The 25,517-nt window shown below is 57.5% G+C and carries 28 protein-coding genes; 14 read left to right on the top strand and 14 right to left on the bottom strand.

The features are described 5' to 3' along the window. Window positions 1-168 precede the first annotated feature (168 nt). A complete protein-coding gene (locus ACOQH0_RS00255; RefSeq protein WP_421511296.1) occupies window positions 169-465 on the top strand; it encodes a YicS family protein in 297 nt (98 codons plus the stop codon). A 48-nt stretch (window positions 466-513) separates the two neighbouring features. Here the strand turns inward: ACOQH0_RS00255 and ACOQH0_RS00250 are convergent, their stop codons facing one another. After that, a complete protein-coding gene (locus tag ACOQH0_RS00250; RefSeq protein ID WP_063957966.1) occupies window positions 514-1,464 on the bottom strand; it encodes a LacI family DNA-binding transcriptional regulator in 951 nt (316 codons plus the stop codon). Between the two features lie 293 nt (window positions 1,465-1,757). Here ACOQH0_RS00250 and ACOQH0_RS00245 point away from each other — a divergent pair, with 293 nt between their 5' ends. The 6 genes from ACOQH0_RS00245 to ACOQH0_RS00220 all read left to right on the top strand — a co-directional run bounded on the left by ACOQH0_RS00245 (window position 1,758) and on the right by ACOQH0_RS00220 (window position 7,679). Beyond that, a complete protein-coding gene (locus ACOQH0_RS00245) occupies window positions 1,758-2,072 on the top strand; it encodes a PTS sugar transporter subunit IIB (protein ID WP_010426508.1) in 315 nt (104 codons plus the stop codon). Window positions 2,073-2,083: 11 nt separating this feature from the next. Next, window positions 2,084-3,409 (top strand): PTS cellobiose transporter subunit IIC, encoded by a 1,326-nt coding sequence (locus ACOQH0_RS00240; protein WP_010426512.1) that lies wholly within the window; start codon window positions 2,084-2,086, stop codon window positions 3,407-3,409. Between the two features lie 17 nt (window positions 3,410-3,426). Then, window positions 3,427-4,803, top strand: coding sequence for a glycoside hydrolase family 1 protein (locus ACOQH0_RS00235; protein ID WP_348556680.1), 1,377 nt, complete (start codon window positions 3,427-3,429; stop codon window positions 4,801-4,803). Window positions 4,804-4,808: 5 nt separating this feature from the next. Then, on the top strand, window positions 4,809-5,111 hold the full coding sequence (locus ACOQH0_RS00230) for a PTS lactose/cellobiose transporter subunit IIA (RefSeq protein ID WP_010426515.1): 303 nt from the start codon (window positions 4,809-4,811) through the stop codon (window positions 5,109-5,111). Between the two features lie 137 nt (window positions 5,112-5,248). Next, the gene (locus tag ACOQH0_RS00225) at window positions 5,249-6,628 is read left to right on the top strand and encodes a carbohydrate porin (RefSeq protein WP_033144328.1); all 1,380 of its coding nucleotides are present in this window, start codon (window positions 5,249-5,251) and stop codon (window positions 6,626-6,628) included. Window positions 6,629-6,773: 145 nt separating this feature from the next. After that, window positions 6,774-7,679, top strand: coding sequence for a DMT family transporter (locus ACOQH0_RS00220; RefSeq protein ID WP_421511295.1), 906 nt, complete (start codon window positions 6,774-6,776; stop codon window positions 7,677-7,679). A gap of 48 nt (window positions 7,680-7,727) precedes the next feature. Here ACOQH0_RS00220 and nepI read toward each other — a convergent pair whose 3' ends face one another. Continuing rightward, complete coding sequence (gene nepI, locus ACOQH0_RS00215) at window positions 7,728-8,918, bottom strand: purine ribonucleoside efflux pump NepI (protein WP_421511294.1); 1,191 nt, start codon at window positions 8,916-8,918, stop codon at window positions 7,728-7,730. A gap of 102 nt (window positions 8,919-9,020) precedes the next feature. Further along, the gene (locus ACOQH0_RS00210) at window positions 9,021-9,473 is read right to left on the bottom strand and encodes a DUF1198 domain-containing protein (RefSeq protein ID WP_421511293.1); all 453 of its coding nucleotides are present in this window, start codon (window positions 9,471-9,473) and stop codon (window positions 9,021-9,023) included. A 197-nt stretch (window positions 9,474-9,670) separates the two neighbouring features. Here ACOQH0_RS00210 and ACOQH0_RS00205 point away from each other — a divergent pair, with 197 nt between their 5' ends. Further along, complete coding sequence (locus ACOQH0_RS00205) at window positions 9,671-10,471, top strand: MBL fold metallo-hydrolase (RefSeq protein WP_421511292.1); 801 nt, start codon at window positions 9,671-9,673, stop codon at window positions 10,469-10,471. Between the two features lie 64 nt (window positions 10,472-10,535). Here the strand turns inward: ACOQH0_RS00205 and uhpT are convergent, their stop codons facing one another. The 9 genes from uhpT to ACOQH0_RS00160 form a co-directional block, all read right to left on the bottom strand. Continuing rightward, window positions 10,536-11,933: a hexose-6-phosphate:phosphate antiporter gene (gene uhpT, locus ACOQH0_RS00200; RefSeq protein WP_172701430.1), complete on the bottom strand. Its 1,398-nt coding sequence runs from the start codon at window positions 11,931-11,933 to the stop codon at window positions 10,536-10,538. A 132-nt stretch (window positions 11,934-12,065) separates the two neighbouring features. Continuing rightward, window positions 12,066-13,385: an MFS transporter gene (locus ACOQH0_RS00195; protein WP_410975491.1), complete on the bottom strand. Its 1,320-nt coding sequence runs from the start codon at window positions 13,383-13,385 to the stop codon at window positions 12,066-12,068. After that, window positions 13,378-14,883, bottom strand: coding sequence for a signal transduction histidine-protein kinase/phosphatase UhpB (uhpB, locus tag ACOQH0_RS00190; RefSeq protein WP_421511291.1), 1,506 nt, complete (start codon window positions 14,881-14,883; stop codon window positions 13,378-13,380). Before uhpB ends, ACOQH0_RS00195 begins: the two co-directional genes overlap by 8 nt. Then, entirely contained in the window at window positions 14,880-15,473 is a 594-nt protein-coding gene (uhpA, locus tag ACOQH0_RS00185) for a transcriptional regulator UhpA (RefSeq protein WP_119936437.1), read from the bottom strand. The genes uhpB and uhpA overlap by 4 nt, the downstream gene beginning before the upstream one ends. 82 nt (window positions 15,474-15,555) lie before the next feature. Further along, a complete protein-coding gene (ilvN, locus tag ACOQH0_RS00180) occupies window positions 15,556-15,843 on the bottom strand; it encodes an acetolactate synthase small subunit (protein ID WP_010426528.1) in 288 nt (95 codons plus the stop codon). A 3-nt stretch (window positions 15,844-15,846) separates the two neighbouring features. Further along, a complete protein-coding gene (gene ilvB, locus ACOQH0_RS00175; protein WP_421511290.1) occupies window positions 15,847-17,535 on the bottom strand; it encodes an acetolactate synthase large subunit in 1,689 nt (562 codons plus the stop codon). Between the two features lie 106 nt (window positions 17,536-17,641). Beyond that, complete coding sequence (ivbL, locus tag ACOQH0_RS00170; RefSeq protein ID WP_248238943.1) at window positions 17,642-17,740, bottom strand: ilvB operon leader peptide IvbL; 99 nt, start codon at window positions 17,738-17,740, stop codon at window positions 17,642-17,644. 146 nt (window positions 17,741-17,886) lie between these two features. Continuing rightward, the gene (locus ACOQH0_RS00165) at window positions 17,887-18,306 is read right to left on the bottom strand and encodes a helix-turn-helix domain-containing protein (protein WP_139156876.1); all 420 of its coding nucleotides are present in this window, start codon (window positions 18,304-18,306) and stop codon (window positions 17,887-17,889) included. Further along, a complete protein-coding gene (locus ACOQH0_RS00160) occupies window positions 18,303-18,617 on the bottom strand; it encodes a type II toxin-antitoxin system HigB family toxin (protein ID WP_421511289.1) in 315 nt (104 codons plus the stop codon). Before ACOQH0_RS00160 ends, ACOQH0_RS00165 begins: the two co-directional genes overlap by 4 nt. 5 nt (window positions 18,618-18,622) lie before the next feature. Here ACOQH0_RS00160 and ACOQH0_RS00155 point away from each other — a divergent pair, with 5 nt between their 5' ends. The 5 genes from ACOQH0_RS00155 to emrD all read left to right on the top strand — a co-directional run bounded on the left by ACOQH0_RS00155 (window position 18,623) and on the right by emrD (window position 21,960). Further along, on the top strand, window positions 18,623-19,000 hold the full coding sequence (locus tag ACOQH0_RS00155) for a hypothetical protein (protein WP_421511288.1): 378 nt from the start codon (window positions 18,623-18,625) through the stop codon (window positions 18,998-19,000). A 103-nt stretch (window positions 19,001-19,103) separates the two neighbouring features. After that, complete coding sequence (tisB, locus tag ACOQH0_RS00150) at window positions 19,104-19,193, top strand: type I toxin-antitoxin system toxin TisB (protein ID WP_023309830.1); 90 nt, start codon at window positions 19,104-19,106, stop codon at window positions 19,191-19,193. Window positions 19,194-19,257: 64 nt separating this feature from the next. Further along, complete coding sequence (locus ACOQH0_RS00145) at window positions 19,258-19,704, top strand: GNAT family N-acetyltransferase (RefSeq protein WP_421511287.1); 447 nt, start codon at window positions 19,258-19,260, stop codon at window positions 19,702-19,704. Between the two features lie 62 nt (window positions 19,705-19,766). Beyond that, the gene (locus ACOQH0_RS00140) at window positions 19,767-20,600 is read left to right on the top strand and encodes an EamA family transporter (RefSeq protein ID WP_421511286.1); all 834 of its coding nucleotides are present in this window, start codon (window positions 19,767-19,769) and stop codon (window positions 20,598-20,600) included. Window positions 20,601-20,775: 175 nt separating this feature from the next. Beyond that, on the top strand, window positions 20,776-21,960 hold the full coding sequence (gene emrD / locus ACOQH0_RS00135; RefSeq protein WP_218308937.1) for a multidrug efflux MFS transporter EmrD: 1,185 nt from the start codon (window positions 20,776-20,778) through the stop codon (window positions 21,958-21,960). Here emrD and ACOQH0_RS00130 read toward each other — a convergent pair. Both ACOQH0_RS00130 and dsdC read right to left on the bottom strand, forming a co-directional pair. After that, complete coding sequence (locus tag ACOQH0_RS00130) at window positions 21,863-22,951, bottom strand: glycoside hydrolase family 5 protein (protein ID WP_421511285.1); 1,089 nt, start codon at window positions 22,949-22,951, stop codon at window positions 21,863-21,865. The two genes, emrD and ACOQH0_RS00130, sit on opposite strands and share 98 nt — an antisense overlap. An 84-nt stretch (window positions 22,952-23,035) precedes the next feature. Further along, window positions 23,036-23,962 (bottom strand): DNA-binding transcriptional regulator DsdC, encoded by a 927-nt coding sequence (dsdC, locus tag ACOQH0_RS00125; RefSeq protein WP_421511284.1) that lies wholly within the window; start codon window positions 23,960-23,962, stop codon window positions 23,036-23,038. A gap of 204 nt (window positions 23,963-24,166) precedes the next feature. Between dsdC and dsdX the strand changes: the two genes are divergently transcribed. Continuing rightward, window positions 24,167-25,504: a D-serine transporter DsdX gene (dsdX, locus tag ACOQH0_RS00120; RefSeq protein WP_032662040.1), complete on the top strand. Its 1,338-nt coding sequence runs from the start codon at window positions 24,167-24,169 to the stop codon at window positions 25,502-25,504. Window positions 25,505-25,517 lie beyond the last annotated feature (13 nt).

The raw sequence follows: 25,517 nt of genomic DNA, 5'->3' as shown, positions 1-25,517 counted from the left end.
TGAAGGATTCTCCGAAAACCTACCAGTTGTAACTGCTGAGCTACTGTATTGCGCTGGCAGTCGGGTCTTAGACGCAGAAAGCGTAAATTCATACTTTCGGCTGGAATCGCTACACTGAATGTAACGATATATTTCATGGGAAGCATGTGACGTTAACTGGAGGTTTCGATGAAAGCTGCGCACCTGGTCTGCCTGCTCGTTTGCCTGTTGTTCGCCGCGTTTGTCCACGCTCAGGAGAAGGAAGATCCGGCGAAAGATGCTCAGATAAAACAGCAGGTTCTGAAAGATGTGAAGAAAACCTGCACGCCACAGAAAAAGCAGAGCGATAAGGCCTGGCAGGCAATGATTTTGTCGTCGGAGGCCAACCATCTGCTGATCAAAAACGCCATCACCGCCGTGAAGCGCGACAATCTGGACGCCTACTGGGATGCCGTCAGCCAGGTGGATTGTATGGAAGACTATTGAATGCTGCTTGCCGGGTGGCGCTGCGCTTGCCCGGCCTACATCACACGTTTAACGTTTCCGCACGTCCGGAATAATTAAATCCCCGCGCAGCACATACGACCCCAGCATCTGCGTTTTCTCCGTCAGCCAGCTCACAATCCGCGCCGCCATGGCGTCCATGGAATATTCAATCGCCGGGATCACCGGAATACCCGGCAGATGCAGCGATCCGCCCAGGCTGAAGACCATGATGTCGTCCGGCACCGATTTATTAAACGCCTGCAGCTGCGGGATCACCCGCTGGGCTTCCTGCTCGTCGGCCACCAGCAGCGCGTTGAAATTCAGGGTGCTGGCGTTGTTCAACAGCTCCTGCAGCGCAACGGATGAGGAGGTGGCGTCCATAAAGACCAGGTTGCGATTAAAGGGCAGGAAATTTTTCTCCAGCGCGTGCTTGTAGCCGAGCAGCACCTGGTCGGCAAAACCGCTGCCGTGCGGGTGGATCAGCGCAATCTGGCGACGCCCCTGGCTGGTGAGATAATTACAGGCGGTTTCGGCGGCAAACGCGTGATCGAACTGGATGCTGTTGGCGTTATCAGACTCCATACAGTCGACCAGAATGACGTTTTCCATATCCACGTCCAGCGGAAAACGGGCGCCAATCACCAGGATATCATCACAGAGCCCGCAGGAGAGTTCTTCAAGGGCGTGCATCACTTCCGCTTTGCTATGCGCGAAGCGCAGCAGCAGATGTTTTTGATGCTGGCTGAGCTGTTTTTCCAGCGCGTACAGATAACCGGTGGTCTGGTTAATGTTTTCCTGCGCGCAAATCACGCCAATACAGCCCGTCGACTGGCTTAGCAGTGATTGTGCAATCACGTTAGGACGATAATTCAGCTCATCCACCGCTTTCAGAACGGCCTGACGGCTGGCTTCCTTCACGCCGCGTGACCCGCTCAACACCCGTGATACCGTGGCTTTGGACACCCCGGCCAGACGTGATACATCGTTGATTGTAGACATCTCTCTCCCCTGGCAGGCCAACTTCACGCCTGCAAATTCCATTACCGCTACGGCTCACATTATAGCCAGTACGGAGTATATCCGTTTCCGTTTTTCATGGAAACCGATTTTCCGTTTCCACTCAAAATGACGTCATAACAGCCAAATTCCGTGATGCAGATCGTGGTAATAAGCCCCATAAGCACAGCTTCTTGATGGTTGTCACACTTCTGTCTTTTATGAATGGAAACCGGTTTCCGTATGATGTCCAATCATCTCCGCAATAACTTTTTACATTTAGAGGATGGTTGTCGATGTTCAAGATTATGCTGTGCTGCTCTGCCGGGATGTCCACCAGCCTGTTGGTCAGCAAAATGGTCGATGTCGCGAAAGAACGTGGTTTGCCGGTGAAGATTGATGCGTACGGTGTTTCCGAATTTGATACGCAGTTTCCGCAATACCAGGTTGTCCTTCTCGGACCGCAAGTGAAATACATGTTAAAGACACTCTCAGACAAGGCGGCGACGCAAGGCATTCCGGTACAGCCCATCGACATGATGGACTACGGCATGCAGCGTGGCGATAAAGTACTGGACTATGCTCTGTCGCTCATCGAAGCGGCACACTAAAAGGTGTTCACATGAGTTCGTTATATCAATCCATGGTCGCGGTGATTGAGCAGTCAATTACCCCGCTGGCCGCGAAGCTGGGTCAGCAAAAGTATGTGATTGCAATCCGCGACGGATTTACCGCCGCGCTGCCGTTTATGATCATCGGCTCGTTTATGCTGGTGTTCATCTTCCCGCCGTTTTCGGCGGATACCACCAACAGCTTTGCCCGCGGCTGGCTGGATTTCTCCCAGACCTACCGCGAGCAGCTGATGCTGCCGTTTAACCTCAGCATGGGCGTCATGACCTTCTTCATCTCGGTGGGGATTGGGGCAAGCCTGGGGCGTCAATTCAACCTCGACCCGGTGATGTCCGGCCTGCTGGCCTTTATGGCCTTCCTGCTGGTCGCCGCACCCTATGCCGACGGCAAAATCTCGACCCAGTATCTCTCCGGTCAGGGCATCTTCACCGCGCTGATCACCGCAATTTACGCCACCCGCGTTTACGCGTGGCTGAAGCAGAACAACGTGACCATTCGCCTGCCGAAAGAAGTCCCGACCGGCGTGGCGCGTTCGTTTGAGATCCTGATCCCGGTGATGGTGGTGATCGGCACCCTGCACCCGCTGAACCTGTTCATTGAAGCGCAGACCGGAATGATCATTCCCCAGGCGATCATGCACCTGCTGGAACCGCTGGTGTCCGCCTCTGACTCCCTGCCCGCCATTCTGCTCTCCGTGCTGCTGTGCCAGATCTTCTGGTTTGCGGGTATCCACGGCTCGCTGATTGTCACCGGCATTATGAACCCGTTCTGGATGGCTAACCTCTCCGCAAACCAAGCGGCGCTGGCGGCTGGCGCGGCGCTGCCGCACGTTTACCTGCAGGGCTTCTGGGATCACTACCTGCTGATTGGCGGCGTAGGCTCCACGCTACCGCTGGCGTTCCTGCTGCTGCGCAGCCGCGTGACCCATCTGCGCACCATCGGCAAAATGGGCGTGGTGCCAAGCTTCTTTAACATCAACGAACCGATTCTGTTCGGCGCGCCGATCATCATGAACCCGATGCTGTTTATCCCGTTCGTGTTCGTTCCGCTCGTCAACGCCTGCCTGGCGTACGGCGCAACCAAGCTCGGCTGGCTGGCACAGGTCGTCTCGTTAACCCCGTGGACCACCCCTGCACCGATTGGTGCGTCATGGGCGGCGAACTGGGCGCTCAGCCCGGTGGTGATGTGCCTGGTCTGTATGGTGATGTCCGCGCTGATGTACCTGCCGTTCCTGCGTGCCTATGAGCGTACGCTCATCAAAAACGAAGAGCAGAAAGCTCAGGCGACCGTCGGTAACGCTGAAGCCGCCAGCAATTAAGTCAAAGAGGAAGAGTCATGAAATACGCATTTCCCGATAACTTCTGGTGGGGCAGCGCAAGCTCCGCTCTCCAGACCGAAGGAGCAAGAGAGGGCGAAACCACATGGGATTACTGGTTTGCCCGCGAGCCGAACCGTTTTCACAACGGCGTGGGGCCGCAGCAGACCTCCACGTTTTATCAGCACTGGAAAACGGACATTCAGCTGTTAAAGCAGCTGAACCACAACAGCTTTCGCACCTCGATTAGCTGGGCGCGCCTGATCCCCGACGGTATCGGTGAAGTGAACCCGGAAGCGGTCGATTTTTACAATCAGGTCATTGATGAGTTGAATGAGCAGGGCATCACGCCGTTTATCACCCTGTTCCACTTCGACATGCCGATGGCGATGCAGGAGATCGGCGGCTGGGAAAACCGCGACGTGGTGGACGCATACGCCCGCTATGCGCAGATGTGCTTCGAGCTGTTTGGCGATCGCGTGCTGCACTGGTTTACCTTCAACGAGCCGATCGTGCCGGTAGAAGGCGGTTATCTGTACGACTTCCACTATCCGAACGTGGTGGATTTTCGTCGGGCAGCAACCGTGGCGTATCACACCGTGCTGGCCCATGCGAAGGCGGTGCAAGCCTACCGCGCCGGGCATTACGCGGGGGAGATTGGCATCGTGCTGAACCTGACGCCGTCATACCCGCGTTCGCAGAATCCGGCAGACGTGAAGGCGGCGCACATCGCAGACCTGATGTTTAACCGCAGCTTCCTTGACCCGGTTCTGCGCGGTGAATACCCGGCAGACCTGGTGGCGCTGCTGAAATCCTACGATCAATTACCCGCCTGTAAACCGGAAGACGGTTTCCTGATTGCGGAAGGGAAAATCGACCTGCTCGGCGTGAACTACTATCAGCCGCGTCGCGTGAAGAGTCGCGACAGCGCGGTGAACCCTCAGGCGCCGTTTATGCCGGAGTGGTTCTTTGATAACTACGAGATGCCGGGCCGCAAGATGAACCCGTACCGCGGCTGGGAAATCTACGAGCCGGGTATTTACGATATTCTGGTTAACCTGCGCGACAATTACGGCAACCCACGCTGCTTTATTTCTGAAAACGGCATGGGCGTCGAAAATGAGCAGCGCTTTATTGAAAATGGCCAGATTAACGATCAATACCGCATCGAGTTTATTTCCGAACATTTAGCCTGGCTGCATAAGGGTATTAGCGAAGGGTGCAATTGTCTTGGTTACCATATGTGGACGTTTATTGATAACTGGTCGTGGTGTAACGCGTATAAAAATCGCTACGGATTTATCCAGCTCGATTTAAAGACGCAGCAGCGCACCATTAAGAAAAGCGGGGAGTGGTTTGCCGCCACCGCCTTAAATAATAGCTTTGATAAAGAGTAATGATGATGATCGCACTAGAAGAAGCCGTAATGGAAATTATCGTCAACGCCGGGCAGTCCCGCAGCCTGTGCTTTGAAGCGCTGCACGCGGCGCGTCAGGGCAACATTGACGAGGCCAAAAGCCTGCTGCGCGAAGCCGACGGCTATTCGCGCCAGGCGCACAAGATGCAGACCAAACTGATCGAGCAGGATGCGGGCGAAGGCCGCCAGCCGATGACGTTAATCATGGTGCACGCGCAGGATCATTTAATGAATTCCTTATTAGCGCGTGAATTATCCGAAGAAATTATTCATTTATATCAGAGATAGCCTATGGCGAAATAAATTACTGTAATACCTCTGTACCTTAAATAGAATTCCACTTGTTCTGATGATAGCGACATACTCTGTCAGATCGGAGCGGGATGGTTATTGTCTGAATAAAATTAAACTATATTGAGATAACCATGAATACGATTAAAAAACTTCCATTAACCATGGCGGTTATCGCCGCGCTTTGCCCAATTTCCGTGCTCGCACAAGAATTCACGCAGGAGCAAATCGACGCCATTGTGGCAAAAGCGGTGGATAAAGCCCTGGCCGAACGTCAGGCCAAAATGGATGCGGCGGTCGCGAAAAAAGCGGACGTGGTGACCGAGCCGCAAAGCGCGGCGCAGTCCCCGGATATGGCGATTCCGTTCGGCATTAAATTTACCGGCTACGCCCGCTACGGCGCGCACTTCCAGGCCGCCGACCAGAAATACGTGGCGGTGGACGGCTCCTACAACGGCGCGTCCGCCATTGGTCGTCTGGGCAACGAAGGCAACGGCGGGGAATTCCAGCTCTCCAAGGCCTTCAAGGGTGAAAACGGCGCCATCTGGGACGTTAACGTGATGATCGACCACTGGGGCGACGAAGTTAACCTGAAAAAAGCCTACGCGGGCGTAACCAACATTATGGCCTCCAACCCGAATGCCTATTTCTGGGCCGGTCGTGACTTCCACCAGCGTCCGCAGCAGGGCATCAACGATTACTTCTGGATGAACCACGACGGCCAGGGCGCCGGGGTGAAGAACTTCGACATCGGCGGCGTGCAGTTCGACGTGGCCGCCGTGGCGGCAGTGGAATCCTGTAGCCCGGAAGTGATGGAAGATGAGGCCAACCCGTCGCGCATCACCTGTACCGGCGGTTCCGGCACGGGCGATAAAGGTAACTACGCCGCGACCTCAAAAATCCACGGCATGAAGCTCGGCCCGATCGACATGGAGCTGTACGCCAACTACGGCTTTGACTCCAAGGCGGTGGAGAGCGATGAACGTCTGAACGCCTGGCAGGGCGGCGTGGTGCTGAGCCACACCAACGACAGCGGCGTGAACAAGGTGATCGCCCGCTACTCCGATAACGCGGACAACAGCGTGTTCAACAAAACTGAGGATCTGACCACGGTTTACGCCAGCTTTGAAGGGCTGTACAAATTCACCCAGGCGACGCAGGTAGAGTACATCCTCGCCTTCCACGACTACGACAACAGCCGTGATAAGACCGACAACCGTAAGAACTACAATGCCATCGTGCGCCCAATGCACTGGTGGAACGACGTTCACTCCACCTGGCTGGAAGCGGGCTGGCAGCACGTTGATTACGACAACGGCGGCGATAACAAGGGCTGGAAGCTGACCCTGTCGCAGAACATGTCCATCGCCATGGGGCCGGAGTTCCGTCCGATGCTGCGCTTCTACGTGACCGGCGGCAAAGTGGATAACGAGCGCACCGCGCGCGTGAACAACACCAAAGACGAAACCCTCGACGACTTCAACGTCGGCGCGATGTGGGAGGCGTGGTTCTAAGGTAAAAGCAAAACGGCAACGCAACGTTGCCGTTTTGAGTGTTTGCTCCCTCTCCCCGTGGGAGAGGGCCGGGGTGAGGGCATCAGGCCGCACACAACCATGCTATGCTGTTGGCCGAATTAACGACAACATCGCAGGGGAGAACATGGGTTCCACACGTAAAGGGATGCTAAACGTCCTGATCGCCGCCATTTTATGGGGCAGCTCGGGGGTTTGCGCGCAGTACATCATGGAGAAAAGCCACATTTCTTCGCCTTACCTGACCATGGTTCGCCTGCTGTTTACCGGCGTGATCCTGCTGACGCTCTCCTTCGTTCACGGCGACAAGATTTTCTCGGTCATCAAGCATCGCAAAGACGCCCTCAGCCTGCTGATTTTCTCGCTCGTCGGCGCGCTCACCGTGCAGCTCACCTTCCTGCTGACGATTGAAAAATCCAACGCCGCGACCGCTACCGTGCTGCAGTTTCTGTCCCCGACCATCATCGTGGCGTGGTTTGCCCTGGCGCGGAAAAAGCGCCCCGGCGTGTTTGTCCTGTCTGCCATCATGACGTCGCTAGTCGGCACCTTCCTGCTGGTCACCCACGGTGACCCGACCTCGCTCTCCATCTCGCCTGCCGCGCTGTTCTTCGGTATCGCCTCGGCGTTTGCCGCCGCGTTTTATACGACGTACCCGTCGACGCTTATCGCCCGCTACGGCACGCTGCCGATTGTCGGCTGGAGTATGTTGATTGCCGGGTTAATGCTGACGCCGTTCTACGCCGGGCGTGGGACCACGTTCGTGATTGATGGCAGCCTGCTGCTGGCGTTTTTCTATCTGGTGGTGATTGGCACCGCGCTGACGTTCAGCCTGTACCTGAAAGGCGCACAGATGATCGGCGGGCCGAAGGCGAGCATTCTGAGTTGCGCCGAGCCGCTGAGCAGCGCGCTGCTGTCGGTGATTTTGCTGGGCGTGGCGTTCACCCTGCCGGACTGGCTGGGGACGCTGCTAATTGTGTCGTCGGTGGTGCTGATTTCGATGGATTCGCGTAGAAGGGTTAAGGCATCGGCGTAGCCTGATGCCCTCACCCCAACCCTCTCCCACGGGAGAGGGAGAAAAGTACTACTTCGCCTTCACCTTCCCTGCCACCAGCAGCGCCGTCAGCAGCATCAGCGTTCCGGAAATCACCAGCGGTGACGTCAGCCCCAGATGGTCAAGCGCAACGCCGCCTACTGCCGCGCCGCAGGTATTCGCCAGCTGGATCACCGCCACCTGAATCGACCCGGCCTTTTCCGCCTGATCGGCCAGCGTGCGGGTGATCCACGTCGACCAGCCCACCGGCACCAGCGCAAAGGCAAAGCCCCAGATAATCGCAATCGCAGAGGCCACCCACTTATCGCTGCCCCACAGCACCAGCACCGCCGCGCTCAGCGCCAGTACCAGCGGCGCACCCGCCAGCGCCACCTTCAGGGAGCGTTTCAGAAACTGCGACGACAGCGAGGTGCCAACAAAGCTGGCGATACCGAAGCTCAGCAGCACCAGCGTCAGGCCGTCCACGTCAAAGCCCGCCATGGTCATAAACACCGGGCGTATATAGGTAAAGAAGGCAAACTGCCCGGCAAAGGCCATAAAGATAGCAGTCATCCCCGCCATCACGCCGGGGCGCTTCAGCAGCGCGAACATGTTCTGCTTATGATGCGCCGCTTCACCCGGCAGGGACGGCAGCGCTTTCCACACCCAGATAATGCAGAGAAGCCCCATCACCGCCGCGGCGTTAAAGACGTTACGCCAGCCGATAATCCCGCCGAGGAAGCTGCCGAGCGGCGCAGCAATCACCAGCGCGATAGAGACCGCACCGAAGATAACGGACAGCGCTTTTGGCACCGTGCGCGCGGGCACCAGGCGCATGGTGAGCGAGGCCGACATCGCCCAGAAGCCGCCGAGCCCCAGACCAAGACAGGCGCGACCGAGCAGCAGCAGGGTGAAGCTTTCAGCAAAGGAGACCAGCAGGCAGGAGAGTGTCAGCAGCACGCTGAACAGGATGACCACCTTGCGGCGGTCGATAGTGCCAATCACCTGGGTAATAAACAGGCTGGCGAACATCGCCACGAAGGCGGTGACGGTAACGGACTGCCCCGCCACGCCTTCGGAAATGCCCAGATCCTGCGCCATCGGCGTCAGGAGGCTCACCGGCAGAAACTCAACGGTAATCAGGCAGGCGACGCAGAACGCCACGGAGAAAACCGCCGACCAGTTGGGGCGAGAAACCTCTTTGGTCTGCGGTCTGGTCGTGGGCTGGATATGTTCTGTCATGGCGTCACCTGAAGATAAAAACGTGCGGAAAAGTCGCGCAGTTTATCATCAAAAGTGTGACGGATTTAACGATTTGACAACTTTTGTCGTTTTTACAGGGGATCAGTGCAGGTAAAACACACCCTCTTCCGGCAGGAAGAGCTGGTTATAGCGCAGCTGAAAGGCATTCAGCTCCTGCTGGTCGGGCTCCATCTCGCGCATAAAGCCAAGCGCCAGACGAATTTGCGCATCGGTAATGGGTGCGGCCAGGCGGGCTTTACGCAACATGCGGTGCCAGGTGTGCAGGTTCTCTTCGCTGCCGTCGACAATGCAGACCTGCCAGATAAGCAGCACCTGGGCGGCGTTTTGCAGATGTGCCTCGTCGGGGCGCTCAAGGTAGCGGATAAACTCATTCCCGGAGGATTTTCCAAACTGGTCGATCATCGACTCGACCGGCATCGGGGTGATACCCAGACGCTCGCTTAAACGTTTGATGGCGCGGCGGGAGTCTGAGGTCAGGACACGAAATCCCACCACAAACACCACGGCAAGCGTTGCCAGCATTATCCAGACCATGCGTTCTCCTTAGACTAGCCGCTCATCATAGCGGGAAACGCAGGGCGTCAACAGCGGGCAGAACCATAATAGTGAACTGAAAAGCGCTGGAAAAAGGGCAGAAAAGTCGTTTTAGTTTTTATGGGGACGATTGTATTTCCAGGGTGTATGGTCAACGGGTGGCGGTAACGAATCATGACTTCAGGGAAAGAGCGAACATGTCCATAACAATCAGTGTCCTGCTGGAGAATCGGCCTAACCATAACGCTAAAAGCTCACTGCGGGCCAAAGCAGGGCTCAGCCTGTTTATACAGGATGAAAATGATTCCATTCTGTTTGATACCGGTCCTGATGATAGCTTCCTGCATAACGCAGGCCTGATGGGAGTCGATTTAACCTGCCTGACCGCAGCGGTACTGTCTCACGGGCACTATGACCATTGCGGCGGCGTTCCGTGGTTACCGGATAATTGCCGGATCGTATGCCATCCCCACGTGGCCTGCGAGCGCTATTCGGCAATACGGTTTTCGGGGTATACCGCCAGACTAAAAAAACTGTCGCTGAATAATGATTATTCACGCTATCGCATGGAATACAGCCGTACCCCGCTCCAGCTTGGGGAGCGCTTTATGTGGTCAGGGGAGATCCCTGTCGCCAAACCGCACGCATATGGTGTTATCGGCAGTAAAAATGCGAATGCGGATTATGTAAAAGATGAAGGGGTTCTGATTTATAAGTCTGACCGTGGCCTGATTATTTTTATTGGCTGTGGGCACCGAGGGCTGATTGAGATTGTGCGTCACTGCCAGAGAATAACCGGTATCAATCATATCCATGCAATTTTCGGCGGTTTCCATCTTCGCTGTGCGTCACCGCGTAAGCTCTGGGCAGTCAGGCAGTTTCTGCGCGGCCTACAGCCCGATAAAATAATGGGCTGCCATTGTACGGGTAAATGGGGCAATTTGTGGTTGCCGGACGCAGTCACCCCGTCAACTGGGGATATTTTTGTTCTGGGGTAGGTCTTAACTCACTGAATAAAAAAAGCCCGGCATCACACACCGGGCAAAGAAGTCACCTGCACACTCAGGCTGCTTTCAATTTCTGCTTCTGCGCACGATTCTCACGGCGGATCTTACGTTCTTCCAGCACCGCGACCATCGCCATCAGGACGATACAGCCGATCGCTGCCGCATCCAGCGCCGCGAAGGTGCCCGCCCAGCCGGTGAGGCCGAAAATCGGCGTACCGTCGGCGATCATCCCCAGACCCAGTTTGGCGAAGCTGTCGCCGATCAGGTAGGCGAAGGTGCCTTTAATCCCATCGGCGGCGCCGATCGCTTTTTTCGGGACGAAGCCCACTGCCGCCACGCCGATCAGTAATTGCGGACCAAACACCAGGAAGCCGAGCGCGAACAGGGACGCCAGATAAACGTACTGGTTGCTGGCATGCTGGTAGACGCCGAGGGTGGCGATAATCAGCGCCAGCGCGACGCAGGCTACCAGCGCGCGACGACCGTTGGCGAGGTCAGAGAGCCAGCCCCACAGCAGCGTGCCGACCAGCGCGCCCACTTCGAACAGGGTGAAGCCCTGAATCGCCACTTCTTTAGAAAGCTTCAGCTCCTGGAAGGCATACACGGTCGACCACTGGTCAATACCAATGCGCACCACGTAGAGGAAGATGTTCGAGAAGCAGAGCAGCCAGATCACTTTGTTTTTCAGCACGTACTCAACAAAGATCTGCCATTTGGACATCTCGTTTTCTTCGGTCTCTTTGTCCTCTTCGCTGATCTCCTCGCCGAACAGCTCTTCGGCTTTACCGAGGCCGTAGGATTCCGGGGAGTCGCTGCCGTAGCGCAGGCCGATAAAGCCAACAATCAGGGCGATAATCGACGGGAAGATAAACATACCGATCACGTGGCCGTCGAACAGGTAGTTCGCGCCGAACAGCGCCACGCCTGCCGCACCCGCCCCGCCGAGGTTGTGGGAGATGTTCCACATGCCGAGGTAGGAACCACGCTTGCGGCGCGGGGTCCATTTGGTGATGGTGGAGTAACTGCACGACCCGCCGGTGCTCTGGAAAAAACCGCTCAGGGCGTAGAAGGCGATCATCATGAACAGGCTAACGGAGCCGGTGCCCATGCTGGCGCTGAAGCCGAGCATACAGATGGCGGAGAGGATCAGCATAAACGGCAGGAACTGCTTGGTGTTTTTGCCGTCCGCGTAGTAGGACACAACGGTTTTCCCCACGCCGTAGGTGATGGAGAAGCCCAGGCCAATCATCCCCAGCTGCGTCATGCTCAGCCCGTAGGTGGAGATCATGTCGTTCTGTGCGATGTTAAAGTTTTTGCGGATCAGGTACATGGTCAGGTAGCCGATAAAGACCACCAGATAGGACTGCATGAACGGTTTGAACCACATCTTGCGCCGCACATCGAGCGGCAGATCCAGGGTCGGCTTGCGCACCTGATTTAAGAAGGCCAGCATGACTGAGTTACTCCTGAGCTGATTTTTGCAGCATTGTAAAAATCAGCCGGGAGAGATGCCTGAGACAGCGTCCAGGTAAAACCGGGAAAATTTCTTAGTTTTGCGCTATTCGGGGTGAAAAGGTGAGACGCATCACGCTTCGTTCACCTCGCGTGGCGCCTGCGCGTTCAAAAACGGCAGCAGCAGCAGGGCGGAAATCCCCGCCGCGATGGCGATCGCCGCGAAGAAACCGTTCCAGTGCCAGATGTCGATGACCCGTGCCAGCGGCCAGCCGGAGAGCGACGCGCCGAGGTAGGCAAACAGCCCGACAAAGCCCGTCGCCGCGCCAGCCGCCTCTTTGTGGGAACACTCCGCCGCCGCCATGCCGATCAGCATCTGCGGGCCAAAGACGAAGAAGCCTATGGTGAAGAAGCACGCCGCCTGCATCACGTAGCTGGCAAACGGCATCAGCCACAGCGAGCCGACGGAGAGCAAAATCCCGGCAGCAAAAATCAGGTTCATCGGCCCGCGGTTACCGTTGAACAGCTTGTCCGATCCCCAGCCCGCCACCAGCGCGCCGATAAACCCGCCCAGCTCGAACATCGTCACCGCCGAGTTGGCGGTCACCAGGTCCACGCCCAGCGTCTCGGACATGTACAGGTTGCCCCAGTCGTTGATCGCCGCGCGCACCACATAGACCAGCACATAGCAGAGCGACAGTAGCCAGATGTACGGATTTTTCAGCACGTACTTAGTGAGGATCTCCCTGCGGGTCAGCCCCGCGCCTTCCTGCTGCTGGGCAATCTCCATCTCGTCGTGCCGCCAGTCGCCCACCGCCGGCAGGCCGACGGTTTGCGGCCTGTCGCGCAGGCGCCAGCAGAGGAACAGCCCGGCGACAATCGCGAGGCCACCGGCAATCATCATCCCCGCGCGCCAGCCGTAGTGCAGCGCTGCGGCTCCCACGACCATCGGGATCAGCGCCCCGCCGACGTTATGGGCGGTGTTCCAGATCGCCCACCAGCCGCCGCGCTCGTTGCGCGAGTACCAGGCGGTGAGCAGGCGGGCGCAGACCGGCGCGCCCCAGCCCTGGAAAAAGGCGTTCAGCGCCCACAGCAGGGCAAAGGCCCATAGCGAGGTGGAGAAACCAAACAGGATGTTCACCACGCCGGTGGCGATCAGCCCGACACCCATGAAGTAGCGGGCGTTGGAGCGGTCGCTGACGATGCCGGAGAAGAACTTCGACAGGCCGTAGGTGATGTAAAACAGCGTCGCCAGCAGGCCAATATCGGTGCGCGTCATCACGCCGCTGGCGAGGATTTCCGGCGCGGCGGCATTGAAGCTTTTGCGGGTGAAGTAGAACAGCGCGTAGCCGAGCCAGATGGTAATCAGAATATGGCGACGCCAGTAGCGGTAGCGGGCGTCGATTTCGGCTTTGTCGCCAATCGGCGCGGCGCTGGCAGGGGTTTTAAACATGGTGGCTCCGTAACGGCAGGCTGACGCTAACGCGCGTCCCGTGGGTACAGGAGATATTCAGCGTGCCGCCGAGCGCCTTCACGCGCTCGCGCATGCCCGCCAGGCCAAAGCCCTGTTGGCCGGAGCCCGGCGGCAGGCCGCAGCCGTCGTCTTCAATCACCAGCATCAGGCGCTCGTCCTGCTGCCAGCCCTGGATCGTGACCGCGCTGGCACTGGCGTGTTTGACGATATTGTTCAGCCCCTCCTGACAGACGCGGAACAGCGTCACGCGTTGACCTTCGCTCAGGGTAGCTTCATTGATGCGCCAGTCGAGATGGCTGACTATCCCGCGGCTTTCCAGCTCCATCTCGCGCATCAGGGAACGCACCGCCTGCTCCAGCGTCAGGTCATCAAGCTGGCGCGGGCGCAGCCGTCCTAACAGACGACGAACGGAGTCATAGACGCCCAGCGAGAGCTGTTCGATATGCGCCCCGCCCTGCTTCACGCCCGCGTTTTCTGCCGCCAGGCGCTGGACAATACCCGCCTGGGTGCGAATGGCGGTGATGGTCTGGCCGATATCGTCGTGCAGCTCGCGGGCGACCTCCTGCCGCACGCTCTCTTCCGTCTCCAGAAGACGCTCCGCCAGACGACGGTTGCGCGCCAGTTCGGTCTGCAGGGACTGGTTCAGCTCGCGCAGGCGCTGAATGCCCGCGCCGAGCAGCAGCCCGGTCAGGCTCTGGGCCAGCAGGGAAAGCAGTAAATCCACCGGGTGATCGTGCCAGGTCTGGCTGGCAATCAGCGCGATGGCGTTCATCAGCGTGGCGATCAGCGCCCCCTGCCAGCCGTAGTGCCAGGCCAGGGCGATAATCGGCAGCGCCAGACAAAAGGGGGTAAAGCGTGAAAGTTCGGCGGGCAGACCAAGCTGTAGCCACAGGCTCACCACAAACAGCAGCAGATACCAGATGAGGTGCCGGGCGCGCCAGTTCACCGGTTGAGTAACCAGCGCCGGGCCGAGCGGCTGCCAGACGGTGCTGGTGAGGTAGTGCCAGAAAACGAGGCAGGTCGGCGCGAGCGTCAGGCCGCCGGTCAGGGCCAGCAGCAGGGCGTTGAGCATCTCCTTCTCGCCGACCCACGGAAGCGACTGCAGCAGCGCGGCGGCAATCAGCGCCGCCCCCTGACGCAGCAGCGTGCGCCAGTCGCGCTGGTGACGGTAGCGGGAAATCAGCGCAACCGGAAGAAGCGTAAGCAGGCTTCCGGTCATCAATAAGGGCAGATGCGCGAGGGCGACTTCCTGCGCCAGCCAGACCAGCATCAGCCACTCTGCGCCCAGCAAAACGGGCCAGTAGCCGCGCGGGCACTGGAGCATTAAGCCCAGACGCAGGCCGAAGGGAAACAGCAGCACCGCCAGCTCCGGGCGTTCCACCAGGTGCAGGCTGATGCTCCACAGGCAGAACCAGGCGGCGGAGAAGATAAAAAAGCTGGCGACGACGGCGATCAGCCGTGAAAAAGCGGAACTCATTGCCAGCTGTCGAACATGCGGCGCGCCAGCTCGACGTCGTTGCTGACGTTAAGTTTTTCCATCAGGTTGGCGCGGTGAACGTGCACGGTTTTCGGGGACAGATCCAGCTCGGCGGCAATCTCTTTTACCGACATTCCCTGCGCGAGTTTTTCCGCAACCTGACGCTCGCGTCTGGTGAGCGGATCCTGACGTCCGGCCGCCAGTTTGATGGCGATATCCGGCGTTAAATAGCAGCCGCCGGTGGAGACCGTACGCACCGCGGCGATCAGTTCGTCGGGGCTACAGCGTTTAGAGAGGAAGCCGCGCGCGCCCGCGTTGAGCGCCTGCTCGACCAGCGCCGGGCTGTCGTGGACTGACAGCATAATCGTCGACATTCCTTTCGGCAGCTGGCTTAGCAGCTCCAGCCCGGAGAGATCCGGCATCGAGATGTCGCAGATACAGACCTGCACCCCGCGCCCCGGCAGGCCCGCCAGCGCCTCGCGACCGGAACCAAACTCGGCCACGACCTGAAAATCCGGTTCGAGGTTCAGAAGCTGGGCAAAGCCGGAGCGGACGATAAGGTGGTCGTCGATAAGAGCGATGGTGGTCATGTGTGTTCCTGCGGTCTGAAAATGCCGGATAGCGCTGCGCTTATCCGGCCTACAAGAGCGAAAGTCGCTTACCTTAAGCGATTTACTCGAAAAACACCGCAATTTTGTTAAACATGGTGGGATCGGACTGGTTGCGCGCCACTTTGGTGACGTCTTCCAGCTTGTCGATCTGCGCCATCATCTGCTCGAGACGCTGGTCATCGTTGACCAGCAGCCAGATGCGGCTGTGCTCACTGCCCTGAATCGGCAGACAGAGAATGCCTTCCACGTTAAACGCACGGCGGGCAAACAGCCCACAAACGTGCGTCATGACGCCAGGGTGGTTGCGGACGGTGAGCTCCAGAATGACGTTATCATGTTGTTTCTGCATGGTTTATTCTCCCACCATCTCAGTATTTGCCGCACCCGGCGGCACCATCGGATACACTTTTTGTTCAGGATCGATACGCACGTGGATCAGCGCCGGGCCGGGGCGAGAAATCGCCGCCTGCAGCGCCGCGTGGGCATCCTCTTCGGCGTTCAGATCGCAGGTATGCAGGCCAAAACCGGCGGCAATCTGCATAAAGTTAATCATCCCCGGATAGGTCGCCGCAAATACCCCCTGCTTGTAGAACAGGCTCTGCTGCTGGTGCACCAGCCCCAGCGCCTCGTTGTTCATCAGGATAATTTTCACGTCTAACTGGTTTTCGGCTGCAGTCGCCATTTCCTGAATGTTCATCATCAGGCTGCCGTCGCCGGAGAAGCAGATGACCTTGCGGTCCGGATTGGCGAGTGCCGCGCCCACGGCTGCGGGCAGGCCAAAGCCCATGGTGCCCAGACCGCCGGAGGTCAGCCACTGGCGCGGACGGTTCAGCGGGTACGCCTGCGCAGTCCACATCTGGTGCTGGCCAACGTCGGTGGTGATAATCGCGCTGTCGTCCACGCAGGCGGCAACGGCGTTGATCAGCCCGTAGTGGCTGAGCGGGTCACCTTCGGTTGGGATGGCGCCCGGGAACTCGCGCTGCAGATCGGCCACCAGCTGACGCCAGTCGGCGCGGTCGGCTGCGTCCGTCTGCGGGATTAGCTGCGCCAGCACCTCTGCCACATCGCCCTGAATCGCCACGTGCGGCTGCTTGATTTTACCCAACTCGGCGCGGTCGATATCCACGTGAATGATTTTGGCGTTCGGGCAGAACTGCTCGGTTTTGCCGATCGCCCGGTCATCAAAACGTGCGCCCATAACGATCAGCAAATCCGCTTCTTGCAGGATGTAGTTGGTGCTGCGCGCGCCGTGCATGCCCAGCATGCCTAATGACAATGGGTGCGCTTTTGGCAGCATGCCCAGCGCCATCAGGGTCATGGTGGTCGGCAGGTTGGCTTTTTCCGCAAACTGGCGGATTTCATCCGCGGCGTTAATCGCTCCGCCGCCCAGATAGAGCACCGGGCGTTTGGCGGCATTAATCATGGCGGCGGCATCGCGCACGCTCTCCACGCTGAATGCCGGCGCGGGCGCACGGTCGCCCGGCTCCGGCAGCACGTCTATCTCGATCTCTGCGGTCTGGACATCCTTAGGAATGTCTATCCACACCGGGCCCGGGCGGCCAGACTGCGCAATGCGGAACGCATCGCTGATAACCTGAGGCAGCTCGCTGATATCGCGAACTAAATAGTTATGTTTGGTGATGGGGATAGAGATGCCGTAGGTATCCACTTCCTGGAACGCATCGGTACCGATCATCGAAGACGGCACCTGGCCGGTAATGCAGATCAGCGGAATGGAGTCGAGGCGCGCGTCGGCGATGGCGGTCACCAGGTTGGTTGCGCCCGGGCCGCTGCAGGCCATACAGACCGCCGGTTTGCCCTGTGTACGCGCCATGCCCTGAGCGATAAAGCCTGCCCCCTGCTCGTGACGCGCCAGCACGTGACGGATCTGCGTGCTTTGGCTCAACACATCGTACAGCGGCAGCACCGTGCCGCCCGGGATACCCGCAACGGTAGTGATGCCCTGTCGTTCCAGCAAATGAACGATCAGCTGCGCGCCGGTGAAACGCGTCTTCGTGGATGTTGTGCCCGAAATTGCCATGCTCCAGTCCTTTTCTTCTGGGCCGACTTTCCGGGGAGGCTCTTAAACGAAAAACCCCGCCCGGTTTGCGCCGGCGGGGTTTTGGATTCGTGTGTTGATCCAGTCCCTACGGCGCATTGCCGACGACCACCACCACACGCACGACGACCACTGCGGCTGGTTGCGCAGCTTTTAGTAGGGTCGAAGTGAAGATGGATGAAGTCATTGGGGACCTGTGTTTGGAATCATTGATTGAATTTATACAAACACAGGTTTTCGGGCATGACAATGGAAATATTTTCATCTGCGCAAAAATGCGTCAGGGATCACGTTTCGTTTGTTGAGTGATGACACTTAAAAGTCGGTTTTAACTTACTCAATAAACAGAGCAGGTGATACCCCAAATCTGGCCGCCAGCTTTTTAATATGGTTCAGCGTAAGCTGTCTTTGACCATTCAAAACCCGTGAAACCATTGATTTACTGCCAATTTCATCCTGAAAATCCGATATTGTCAGGTTGTACTGATCCATCAAGGTTCTTAAAACCGCAATACCGACAGGAACGGACTCCATCTCCTTGCGTAATGCGACTATCTCTGGCCGATTGGCTTCGTAACGGCTAATCCTGGCGCACACAATATCCAGCAGGGGGCTATCGGGCTCGTTCATGAGCAGATACTCAACCAGCTCAAGCGCATCTTTATAATCTTTCTCGCTCGGCTGTTCACCCAGTAAAGGAACGGCCGCAACAAGGGCATGCGTAGCTTTCATTGCATCAGCGACGATCATCATTTCTTCCCCTTAGTGCGATGTTTCTCCGTAAAACGGTCATATTCCTTATGAGTAAAAACATGGCGCACATAAAACTTTTGGCTTTCAAAGAAGATGAGAGCCACTACTCTGAGATTGTTGTTTGCAATATCAATAACATAATGCTTATCCAGATACTTAAAGTTATCCAGCGTCGGAAACAGTTTTTTCAGCACAGCAGGCGTCGGACAGTGGCCCTTTTCTATGGTGCGGCCCAAAAAGAGGAGTTCTTCTTTGTGCTGCGGAAACTGGGTTACCGCATCCAAAATAGCTTTCATAGAGATTAAATGCATACTGCATGCCTGCCGCGTCCGTTGCCATTATGGCAATGATGACATTCGTTGCCAATAAGTCAACAGGCATTTTTGGTGAGTCGCCCCAAAAACAAAAAACCCCGCCGGAGCGAGGTTTTTATCAGGGTTTTGCGGTTGGTCGCCGCAGAACACACTGTGTTACGTCAACGCAAAAAGTATACGCGATCGAAGACGAACGCGCAATTCCGGCACGGATTTTGACGTTTTTGAGTATGGATCGCCTTCCAAATTTTGTCCATAAAATACTGTTCATGCATACAGTATTTATCTATACTGAGGGTGTTCGCAGTGAGCGAGGGGGCCGCAGTTCTACCGGCGCAACGAAGTCCTGGCTGAAACGGGTGGTGCCGTCAGTGCCTTAACCCCCTGAAGTGAGCACACTGTGTTACGTCAATCCAGGTGCTGGCAACAGGCGGCGGAAAGGTACGCCAGCATCGTGCTCCTTTTAACCAAAAGGAGACGCGTATGAGCGTAGTGGATATGGTGATACTTATCCTCAAACTCATTGTTGCAGTACTGCAACTGCTTGATGCTGTCCTGAAATTCCTTCGGTAATTCAGGTTCAAGTCGCACCTGAGAGGGGCGGGCAACCGCCCCTCTTTAATAACGAGGGAATGCTATGTCGCGTCTGTTAATTGAGCCTGTCACACCGGATGAGCCGGGTTATATCGCCCTGAAAGCGGAAAGTATCGCATTGAATTTCAACATGCTGCGCAGGCTGGAAGAGAACTGGCTACGCGGTGAGAACCGCTTTAACGCGCCGGGTGAAAAATTACTGGGTGCGTTTCTTAACGGCAAGCTGGTCGGCGTGTGCGGCCTCAATCGCGATCCGTTCAGCCAGCAGCCGCGCGCCGGACGTATTCGCCATCTCTACGTCAGCGAGAAGTGCCGTGGGTTGGGCATTGGCAAACAGCTTTTGACCGTTGTCATGGCCGATGCCAGCATCTGGTTTGATTTTCTCAATACCCATGCGCCGGACGCCGCGTACGGCTTCTATCGCCAGGCGGGTTTTACGATGGTCTCAGACGAACCACGGGTGACGCACCGCCTTTTTTGTGCGGTGTAACCGGCTGGCAGCATCTAGATGTGAATGTTACAGTTGAGTGACAATTCATCACCCAATACGCCATGACCCTCACCGTATTCTGCATTTTGCTCTTCGCCGCGCTGCTGCATGCCAGCTGGAACGCCATCGTTAAGGCCGGAACGGACAAGCTCTATTCCGCAATAAGCGTCAGCGGCTCCGCCACGGTTATCGCTCTGGTCTTACTGCCGTTTTTTCCACAGCCATCTGCTGCCAGCTGGCCGTTTTTGATTGTCTCCTGTGCCTTACAGGTGGTGTACACCGTGCTGGTAGCGAAGACCTATCAGGTCTCTGACATGAGCCAGACCTATCCGCTGATGCGCGGCACCGCCCCGCTGCTGGTGGCGCTGATCAGCGTGCTGGCGCTCGGCGATAGCCTCTCCTGGCTCGCCTGGTCCGGCATTGGCGTGATCTGCCTGTCGATTCTCATTATGGCGATGCATGGCCGTATGCAGTCACGCAAAGGGATCTGGCTGGCGCTGCTGAACGCCTGTTTCATCGCAGGCTACACGCTGGTGGACGGTACCGGCGTGCGACTTTCCGACACCGCGCTGGGCTATACGCTGTGGACCTTCTTTATGAACGGTTTCTGCCTGCTAAGCTGGGCGATGGTGGCGCGTCGGCGCGAGGCGTCCGGCTACCTGCGCCTGCACTGGAAAAAGGGATTACTCGGCGGTGTTGGCACCATGGGATCTTACGGTCTGGCGCTTTGGGCAATGACGCAGGCCCCGCTGGCGGTGGTCGCGGCGCTGCGTGAAACCTCCATACTCTTTGGGGCACTGATCGCGTTTATCCTTTTAAAAGAGAAGGTTGCGGGACTGCGCATTGTAGCGGCACTGGGTATTGCTGGCGGCGCCATTCTGCTGCGCCTGGCGTAAATCACTGGCAACATTAGTTGCCGTTCTTGTTTACAAATCCTGCCTTTCCCGGTTTTTTCATTCACCACGACAATGCTTAAATTGTTATCTCACTGTGGTAGATTCTTCGCGCATTTATGGGAATGCGCAGTCACTTATTCTTCATTTTTCTCTTTTGGCAAAAGTATTCAGCGACATGAAAAAACAAAGGAACGTTAACTTATTGTTGATGCTGGTGTTACTGGTGGCCGTCGGTCAGATGGCGCAAACCATCTACATTCCGGCGATTGCCGACATGGCAAAGGAACTTAACGTCCGCGAGGGCGCAGTGCAGAGCGTGATGGCAGCGTACCTGCTGACCTATGGCGTTTCGCAACTCTTTTACGGTCCGCTGTCCGACCGCGTCGGGCGCCGCCCAGTGATCCTGGTGGGCATGAGCATTTTCATGGTGGCGACGGTGATTGCCATTACCACGCACAGCCTGACCGTGCTGATTGCCGCAAGCGCCCTGCAGGGTGTCGGAACCGGCGTCGGCGGGGTGATGGCGCGAACCTTACCGCGCGATATGTATCAGGGCACCCAGCTCCGTCATGCCAACAGCCTGTTGAACATGGGCATTCTGGTGAGCCCGCTGCTGGCCCCGCTGATTGGCGGCCTGCTGGACACGATGTGGTCCTGGCGCGCCTGCTACGCCTTCCTGCTGGTGCTCTGCGTGATTGTCACCTTCAGCATGGCGCGCTGGATGCCGGAAACGCGCCCGCAGGACGCGCCGCGCACGAAGCTCATCACCAGCTACAAAACGCTGTTCGGTAACGGGTCGTTCACCTGCTACCTGCTGATGCTGATCGGCGGCCTGGCGGGTATCGCGGTGTTTGAAGCCTGCTCCGGCGTGCTGCTGGGCGCGGGGCTGGGCCTGAGCAGCATGGTCGTGAGTATTCTGTTTATTCTGCCGATCCCGGCGGCATTCTTCGGCGCGTGGTTTGCCGGACGCCCGAACAAACGCTTCTCAACCCTGATGTGGCAGTCGGTGCTCAGCTGCCTGCTGGCGGGTCTGATGATGTGGATCCCGGGGCTGTTTGGCGTGATGACGGTCTGGACGCTGCTCATCCCGGCTGCGCTATTCTTCTTCGGCGCAGGCATGCTGTTCCCGCTCGCCACCAGCGGCGCGATGGAGCCGTTCCCGTTCCTTGCAGGTACAGCGGGCGCGCTGGTGGGCGGTTTGCAGAACATCGGTTCCGGCGCGCTGGCCTGGCTCTCGGCCATGATGCCGCAGACCGGGCAGGCTAGTTTGGGTTTGTTGATGACGCTGATGGGGCTGCTGATTTTACTGTGCTGGCTGCCGCTGGCGTCGCGTGTCCCGCATCACGAGCAGCCGGTTTAACCGCATGATGGCCCGGCTTCTCGCCGGGCTTTTCACAGACGGGCGCAATCATCGCCTGTAGTAACGGCTCTGGCGCAGGCCGCCAGGCGCCCTCTTCCCCGTCGTAAAACTGGAAATCCGCGTTCAACGCATACGGGATTTTCGCCTTTTGCAGCTCGCAGGCCATAAAGGTGGCGAAGGCCAGCTGCGAAGCGGTTGGCGTGAGGTGGTTTGACTCCCCCACGCCCCAGCCCCCGACCCAGCTGACGTGCCCGGTTTTTTGCTGCCAGCGCAGCGCGGTATTGATGCGGTTATGGATAGCCGCTTTCTCCGCCGCCGTGCCGGACGTCCACGGGTATTTACCGCTATTTTTCAGCGGCCCCCACGGGAAAATATGCCACTCCGCCAGCAGGTAGTTTTGACTGTGCGCAGGCAGCTTCAGGCTGGATAAATCCTCCGGCGCGGCGCGCTGGCGTGGCGCAATAAATATCATGCGCTGCGGGTCAATATCGTGGATCGCTTTAATGGTTTTTTCATACACGCGGTTTAGCGACGTGAGGTTGTGGTTAAGCTTGTCGGCGGGCTCATAAATGAGATCAAAACCCAGCAGCGGGTAGCTCTGACCGAAATAGTGTGCCACGGCAATCCACCAGTTGATCGCCTCTTTCTCGTTATCGGCTTTTGGGTCGTTTTTATATTCATCAGCCTGATAAGCGACTATCGGGATCACGCCATACTGCTTGCAGGCTTCTACCAGCTTGCGCAGGTGGATCAGCCTCGCTTCCGTCGGCTCATCGGCCACGCGGATGCGCACGTGGGTAATGCCTTTTGCACGAAAATCCCGTACCACCAGCGGGTCGAATTCGCGTATGCCGCGCTCGGTGCGCGCCCAGTCCACATCCATTCCGACGCCCAGCTGCTGCGCATAATGGGCAGCCGTCAGCGGCGGCTCAGCGGCAATCGCCCAGCAGGAAGAGATCAGCAACACAGTGGCAATAAAAGGCTTTAACACGGTTTACCCTGGATAAATCGAAAGCATTACCTGTATTTAGCACGCTTTTTCACATTTGGTGTAGAGCGAAAGCGTAATAATTCTTCAACCTGCCAGCTCTCGAAGCCAGCCGATAAAGGCGTCTATTTTCGGCCACTGACGGCCAGAAAGCGTCGAGATATAGTAATGCTGATGGCACTTGAGGGTCTTTTCGCCAAACGGGGCGATAAGCTCGCCCCGTTCGAGCCGTTTCTGCACCAGCCGCTTTCTGCCCATTGCAACGCCTACGTGGTTGATGGCCGCAATAATCGCTAAGTCGGAACGATCGAAACCGATACCCGACGATGGCGGCATATTCACCGCAAAGTGCTGCGCCCAGCTCAGCCACTCATCCGTACCGGAATCGTTGCTCCATGCCTGACGGTCGTGCAGCAGCGTGCAGTGGCTGAGGTTATCAGGGTTTTTCAACAATTCATGCTCGCGGGCATACTGCGGCGAGCAGACAGGCAAAATCTCCTCGTCCATCAGGAAGTGATGAGAGAGGTGGTTTGGCGGCGAATCGTCGAAATAGAGCGCCAGATCGACGCCCGTTCGCTGCATATTAACGTAATCATTGCCGGTCAGGATGGTGAGTGAAATCGACGGATAGCGGCGGGTAAAGTCTCCCAGCATGGGCACCAGCCAGCACTGGGCAATCGACGGGCGCGAGTAGACTGTCAGCGTGCCGGAGAGCGCCTGGTTTTTGATATCCAGGATCTCCTGATTCAGGGTGTCGAGGGACGATTTTAGCGTCCAGTAAACGCGCTTACCTTCCTGCGTCAGCTCGACTTTCCGGTGCGAGCGGACAAACAGCTGAATGCCCAGCTCCTCTTCCAGCAGGTTGATGCGGTGGCTCACCGCGCTGGGGCTGAGCGACAGCTCCTCCGCCGCCAGCGCGAAGGACTCATGCCGGGCGGCCACTTCAAAGGTGTACATTTTCGACAGCTGCCAGCCGTTTAACAGCCGGTTTCTGGCTTCATTTGCATCGGTCATCACAATTCTCGCGCGTGGTTTCTGCGCTCAGCATACCGCTCAAGGGTGAATTTATGTGAACCTAATACGAATTAAGTGCACTTTTTAGAGCGCAGTCACTTAGTTGATCCAATCTGGCTCACCTGAACGCCAATTTATATCGTTTGTCAGCCTACGCCGTTTTTTCGTCCAATACCCACAGATGACATAAGGGTGAGGTGAGATATGGGATCGCAGGTCTGGGTTGTGGCAACGCTGCTGGTCAGCATTGTGTTGATTGTTTTAACCATCGTAAAACTGAAGTTTCACCCGTTCCTCGCGCTGCTGCTGGCGAGTTTTTTCGTCGGCGCGATGATGGGGATGAGCCCGCTGGATATGGTGAATGCCATCGAGAGCGGGATTGGCGGTACGCTGGGCTTCCTGGCGGCGGTGATTGGCCTGGGCACCATTCTCGGCAAAATGATGGAAGTCTCCGGCGCGGCCGAGCGCATCGGGATCGCACTGCAGCGCTGCCGCTGGCTGTCAGCTGACGTGATTATGGTGCTGGTGGGCCTTATCTGCGGCATTACCCTGTTCGTGGAAGTGGGCGTGGTACTGTTGATCCCGCTGGCGTTTTCCATCGCCAAAAAGACCCACACGTCGCTGCTCAAGCTGGCCATTCCGCTCTGCACCGCACTGATGGCGGTGCACTGCGTGGTGCCGCCGCATCCGGCGGCGCTGTTTGTCACCAACAAACTAGGTGCAGACGTCGGAACGGTGATTGTCTACGGTCTGATGGTAGGCCTGATGGCCTCGCTGGTCGGCGGCCCGCTGTTCCTGAAACTGCTCGGCAATCGTCTGCCGTTTAAACCGGTTCCGGCGGAATTTTCAGACCTGAAGGTGCGTGAAGAGCACACCCTGCCGTCGCTGGGCGCCACGCTGTTCACGGTGCTGCTGCCGATTGCGCTGATGCTGGTGAAAACCATCGCCGAGCTGAATATGGCCAAAGAAGGCACGCTGTATACGCTGCTGGAGTTTATCGGCAACCCCATCACCGCGATGTTTATCGCCGTGTTTGTCGCCTACTACCTGCTGGGGATCCGCCAGCATATGGGCATGGGCACGATGCTGACGCACACCGAGCACGGCTTCGGCTCTATCGCCAACATTTTGCTGATTATCGGCGCGGGTGGCGCGTTTAACGCCATCCTGAAAACCAGCGGACTGGCGGACTCGCTGGCGCATATTCTCTCGAACCTGCACATGCATCCTATCCTGCTCGCCTGGCTGGTGGCGCTGGTGCTGCATGCCGCCGTCGGCTCCGCGACGGTGGCAATGATGGGTGCCACGGCGATCGTCGCGCCGATGCTGCCGCTCTACCCGAACGTCAGCCCGGAGATCATCACCATTGCCATCGGTTCCGGCGCCATTGGCTGCACGATCGTGACCGATTCCCTCTTCTGGCTGGTGAAGCAATACTGCGGCGCGACCCTGAATGAGACCTTCAAATACTATACGACGGCGACCTTTATCGCCTCGGTGCTTGCACTTGGCGGCACATTCCTGCTTTCCTTCATTATCTGAGCGCGAAGAGACG

The sequence above is a fragment of the Enterobacter sp. JS8-1 genome, assembly GCF_049187015.1.
Classification (GTDB): domain Bacteria; phylum Pseudomonadota; class Gammaproteobacteria; order Enterobacterales; family Enterobacteriaceae; genus Enterobacter; species Enterobacter mori.
The sequence above is the reverse complement of the archived record's forward strand: the minus strand, read 5'-3'. Positions and strand labels throughout refer to the sequence as shown.

What these genes read in the sequence shown, in the direction of transcription:
- ACOQH0_RS00245 (WP_010426508.1), top strand. Translation starts at nt 1,758, where the DNA reads ATGTTCAAGATTATGCTGTGCTGCTCTGCCGGGATGTCCACCAGCCTG.
- uhpA (WP_119936437.1), bottom strand. Translation starts at nt 15,473, where the DNA reads ATGACCACCATCGCTCTTATCGACGACCACCTTATCGTCCGCTCCGGC.
- ACOQH0_RS00145 (WP_421511287.1), top strand. Translation starts at nt 19,258, where the DNA reads ATGTCGCGTCTGTTAATTGAGCCTGTCACACCGGATGAGCCGGGTTAT.
- ACOQH0_RS00155 (WP_421511288.1), top strand. Translation starts at nt 18,623, where the DNA reads ATGCCTGCCGCGTCCGTTGCCATTATGGCAATGATGACATTCGTTGCC.
- nepI (WP_421511294.1), bottom strand. Translation starts at nt 8,918, where the DNA reads ATGACAGAACATATCCAGCCCACGACCAGACCGCAGACCAAAGAGGTT.
- uhpB (WP_421511291.1), bottom strand. Translation starts at nt 14,883, where the DNA reads ATGAGTTCCGCTTTTTCACGGCTGATCGCCGTCGTCGCCAGCTTTTTT.
- ACOQH0_RS00250 (WP_063957966.1), bottom strand. Translation starts at nt 1,464, where the DNA reads ATGTCTACAATCAACGATGTATCACGTCTGGCCGGGGTGTCCAAAGCC.
- ACOQH0_RS00195 (WP_410975491.1), bottom strand. Translation starts at nt 13,385, where the DNA reads ATGTTTAAAACCCCTGCCAGCGCCGCGCCGATTGGCGACAAAGCCGAA.
- uhpT (WP_172701430.1), bottom strand. Translation starts at nt 11,933, where the DNA reads ATGCTGGCCTTCTTAAATCAGGTGCGCAAGCCGACCCTGGATCTGCCG.
- ACOQH0_RS00160 (WP_421511289.1), bottom strand. Translation starts at nt 18,617, where the DNA reads ATGCATTTAATCTCTATGAAAGCTATTTTGGATGCGGTAACCCAGTTT.
- ACOQH0_RS00240 (WP_010426512.1), top strand. Translation starts at nt 2,084, where the DNA reads ATGAGTTCGTTATATCAATCCATGGTCGCGGTGATTGAGCAGTCAATT.
- ACOQH0_RS00205 (WP_421511292.1), top strand. Translation starts at nt 9,671, where the DNA reads ATGTCCATAACAATCAGTGTCCTGCTGGAGAATCGGCCTAACCATAAC.
- dsdX (WP_032662040.1), top strand. Translation starts at nt 24,167, where the DNA reads ATGGGATCGCAGGTCTGGGTTGTGGCAACGCTGCTGGTCAGCATTGTG.
- ACOQH0_RS00165 (WP_139156876.1), bottom strand. Translation starts at nt 18,306, where the DNA reads ATGATGATCGTCGCTGATGCAATGAAAGCTACGCATGCCCTTGTTGCG.
- dsdC (WP_421511284.1), bottom strand. Translation starts at nt 23,962, where the DNA reads ATGACCGATGCAAATGAAGCCAGAAACCGGCTGTTAAACGGCTGGCAG.
- ACOQH0_RS00255 (WP_421511296.1), top strand. Translation starts at nt 169, where the DNA reads ATGAAAGCTGCGCACCTGGTCTGCCTGCTCGTTTGCCTGTTGTTCGCC.
- ACOQH0_RS00220 (WP_421511295.1), top strand. Translation starts at nt 6,774, where the DNA reads ATGGGTTCCACACGTAAAGGGATGCTAAACGTCCTGATCGCCGCCATT.
- ACOQH0_RS00230 (WP_010426515.1), top strand. Translation starts at nt 4,809, where the DNA reads ATGATCGCACTAGAAGAAGCCGTAATGGAAATTATCGTCAACGCCGGG.
- ilvN (WP_010426528.1), bottom strand. Translation starts at nt 15,843, where the DNA reads ATGCAGAAACAACATGATAACGTCATTCTGGAGCTCACCGTCCGCAAC.
- ACOQH0_RS00225 (WP_033144328.1), top strand. Translation starts at nt 5,249, where the DNA reads ATGAATACGATTAAAAAACTTCCATTAACCATGGCGGTTATCGCCGCG.
- tisB (WP_023309830.1), top strand. Translation starts at nt 19,104, where the DNA reads ATGAGCGTAGTGGATATGGTGATACTTATCCTCAAACTCATTGTTGCA.
- ACOQH0_RS00235 (WP_348556680.1), top strand. Translation starts at nt 3,427, where the DNA reads ATGAAATACGCATTTCCCGATAACTTCTGGTGGGGCAGCGCAAGCTCC.
- emrD (WP_218308937.1), top strand. Translation starts at nt 20,776, where the DNA reads ATGAAAAAACAAAGGAACGTTAACTTATTGTTGATGCTGGTGTTACTG.
- ACOQH0_RS00210 (WP_421511293.1), bottom strand. Translation starts at nt 9,473, where the DNA reads ATGGTCTGGATAATGCTGGCAACGCTTGCCGTGGTGTTTGTGGTGGGA.
- ilvB (WP_421511290.1), bottom strand. Translation starts at nt 17,535, where the DNA reads ATGGCAATTTCGGGCACAACATCCACGAAGACGCGTTTCACCGGCGCG.
- ivbL (WP_248238943.1), bottom strand. Translation starts at nt 17,740, where the DNA reads ATGACTTCATCCATCTTCACTTCGACCCTACTAAAAGCTGCGCAACCA.
- ACOQH0_RS00140 (WP_421511286.1), top strand. Translation starts at nt 19,767, where the DNA reads ATGACCCTCACCGTATTCTGCATTTTGCTCTTCGCCGCGCTGCTGCAT.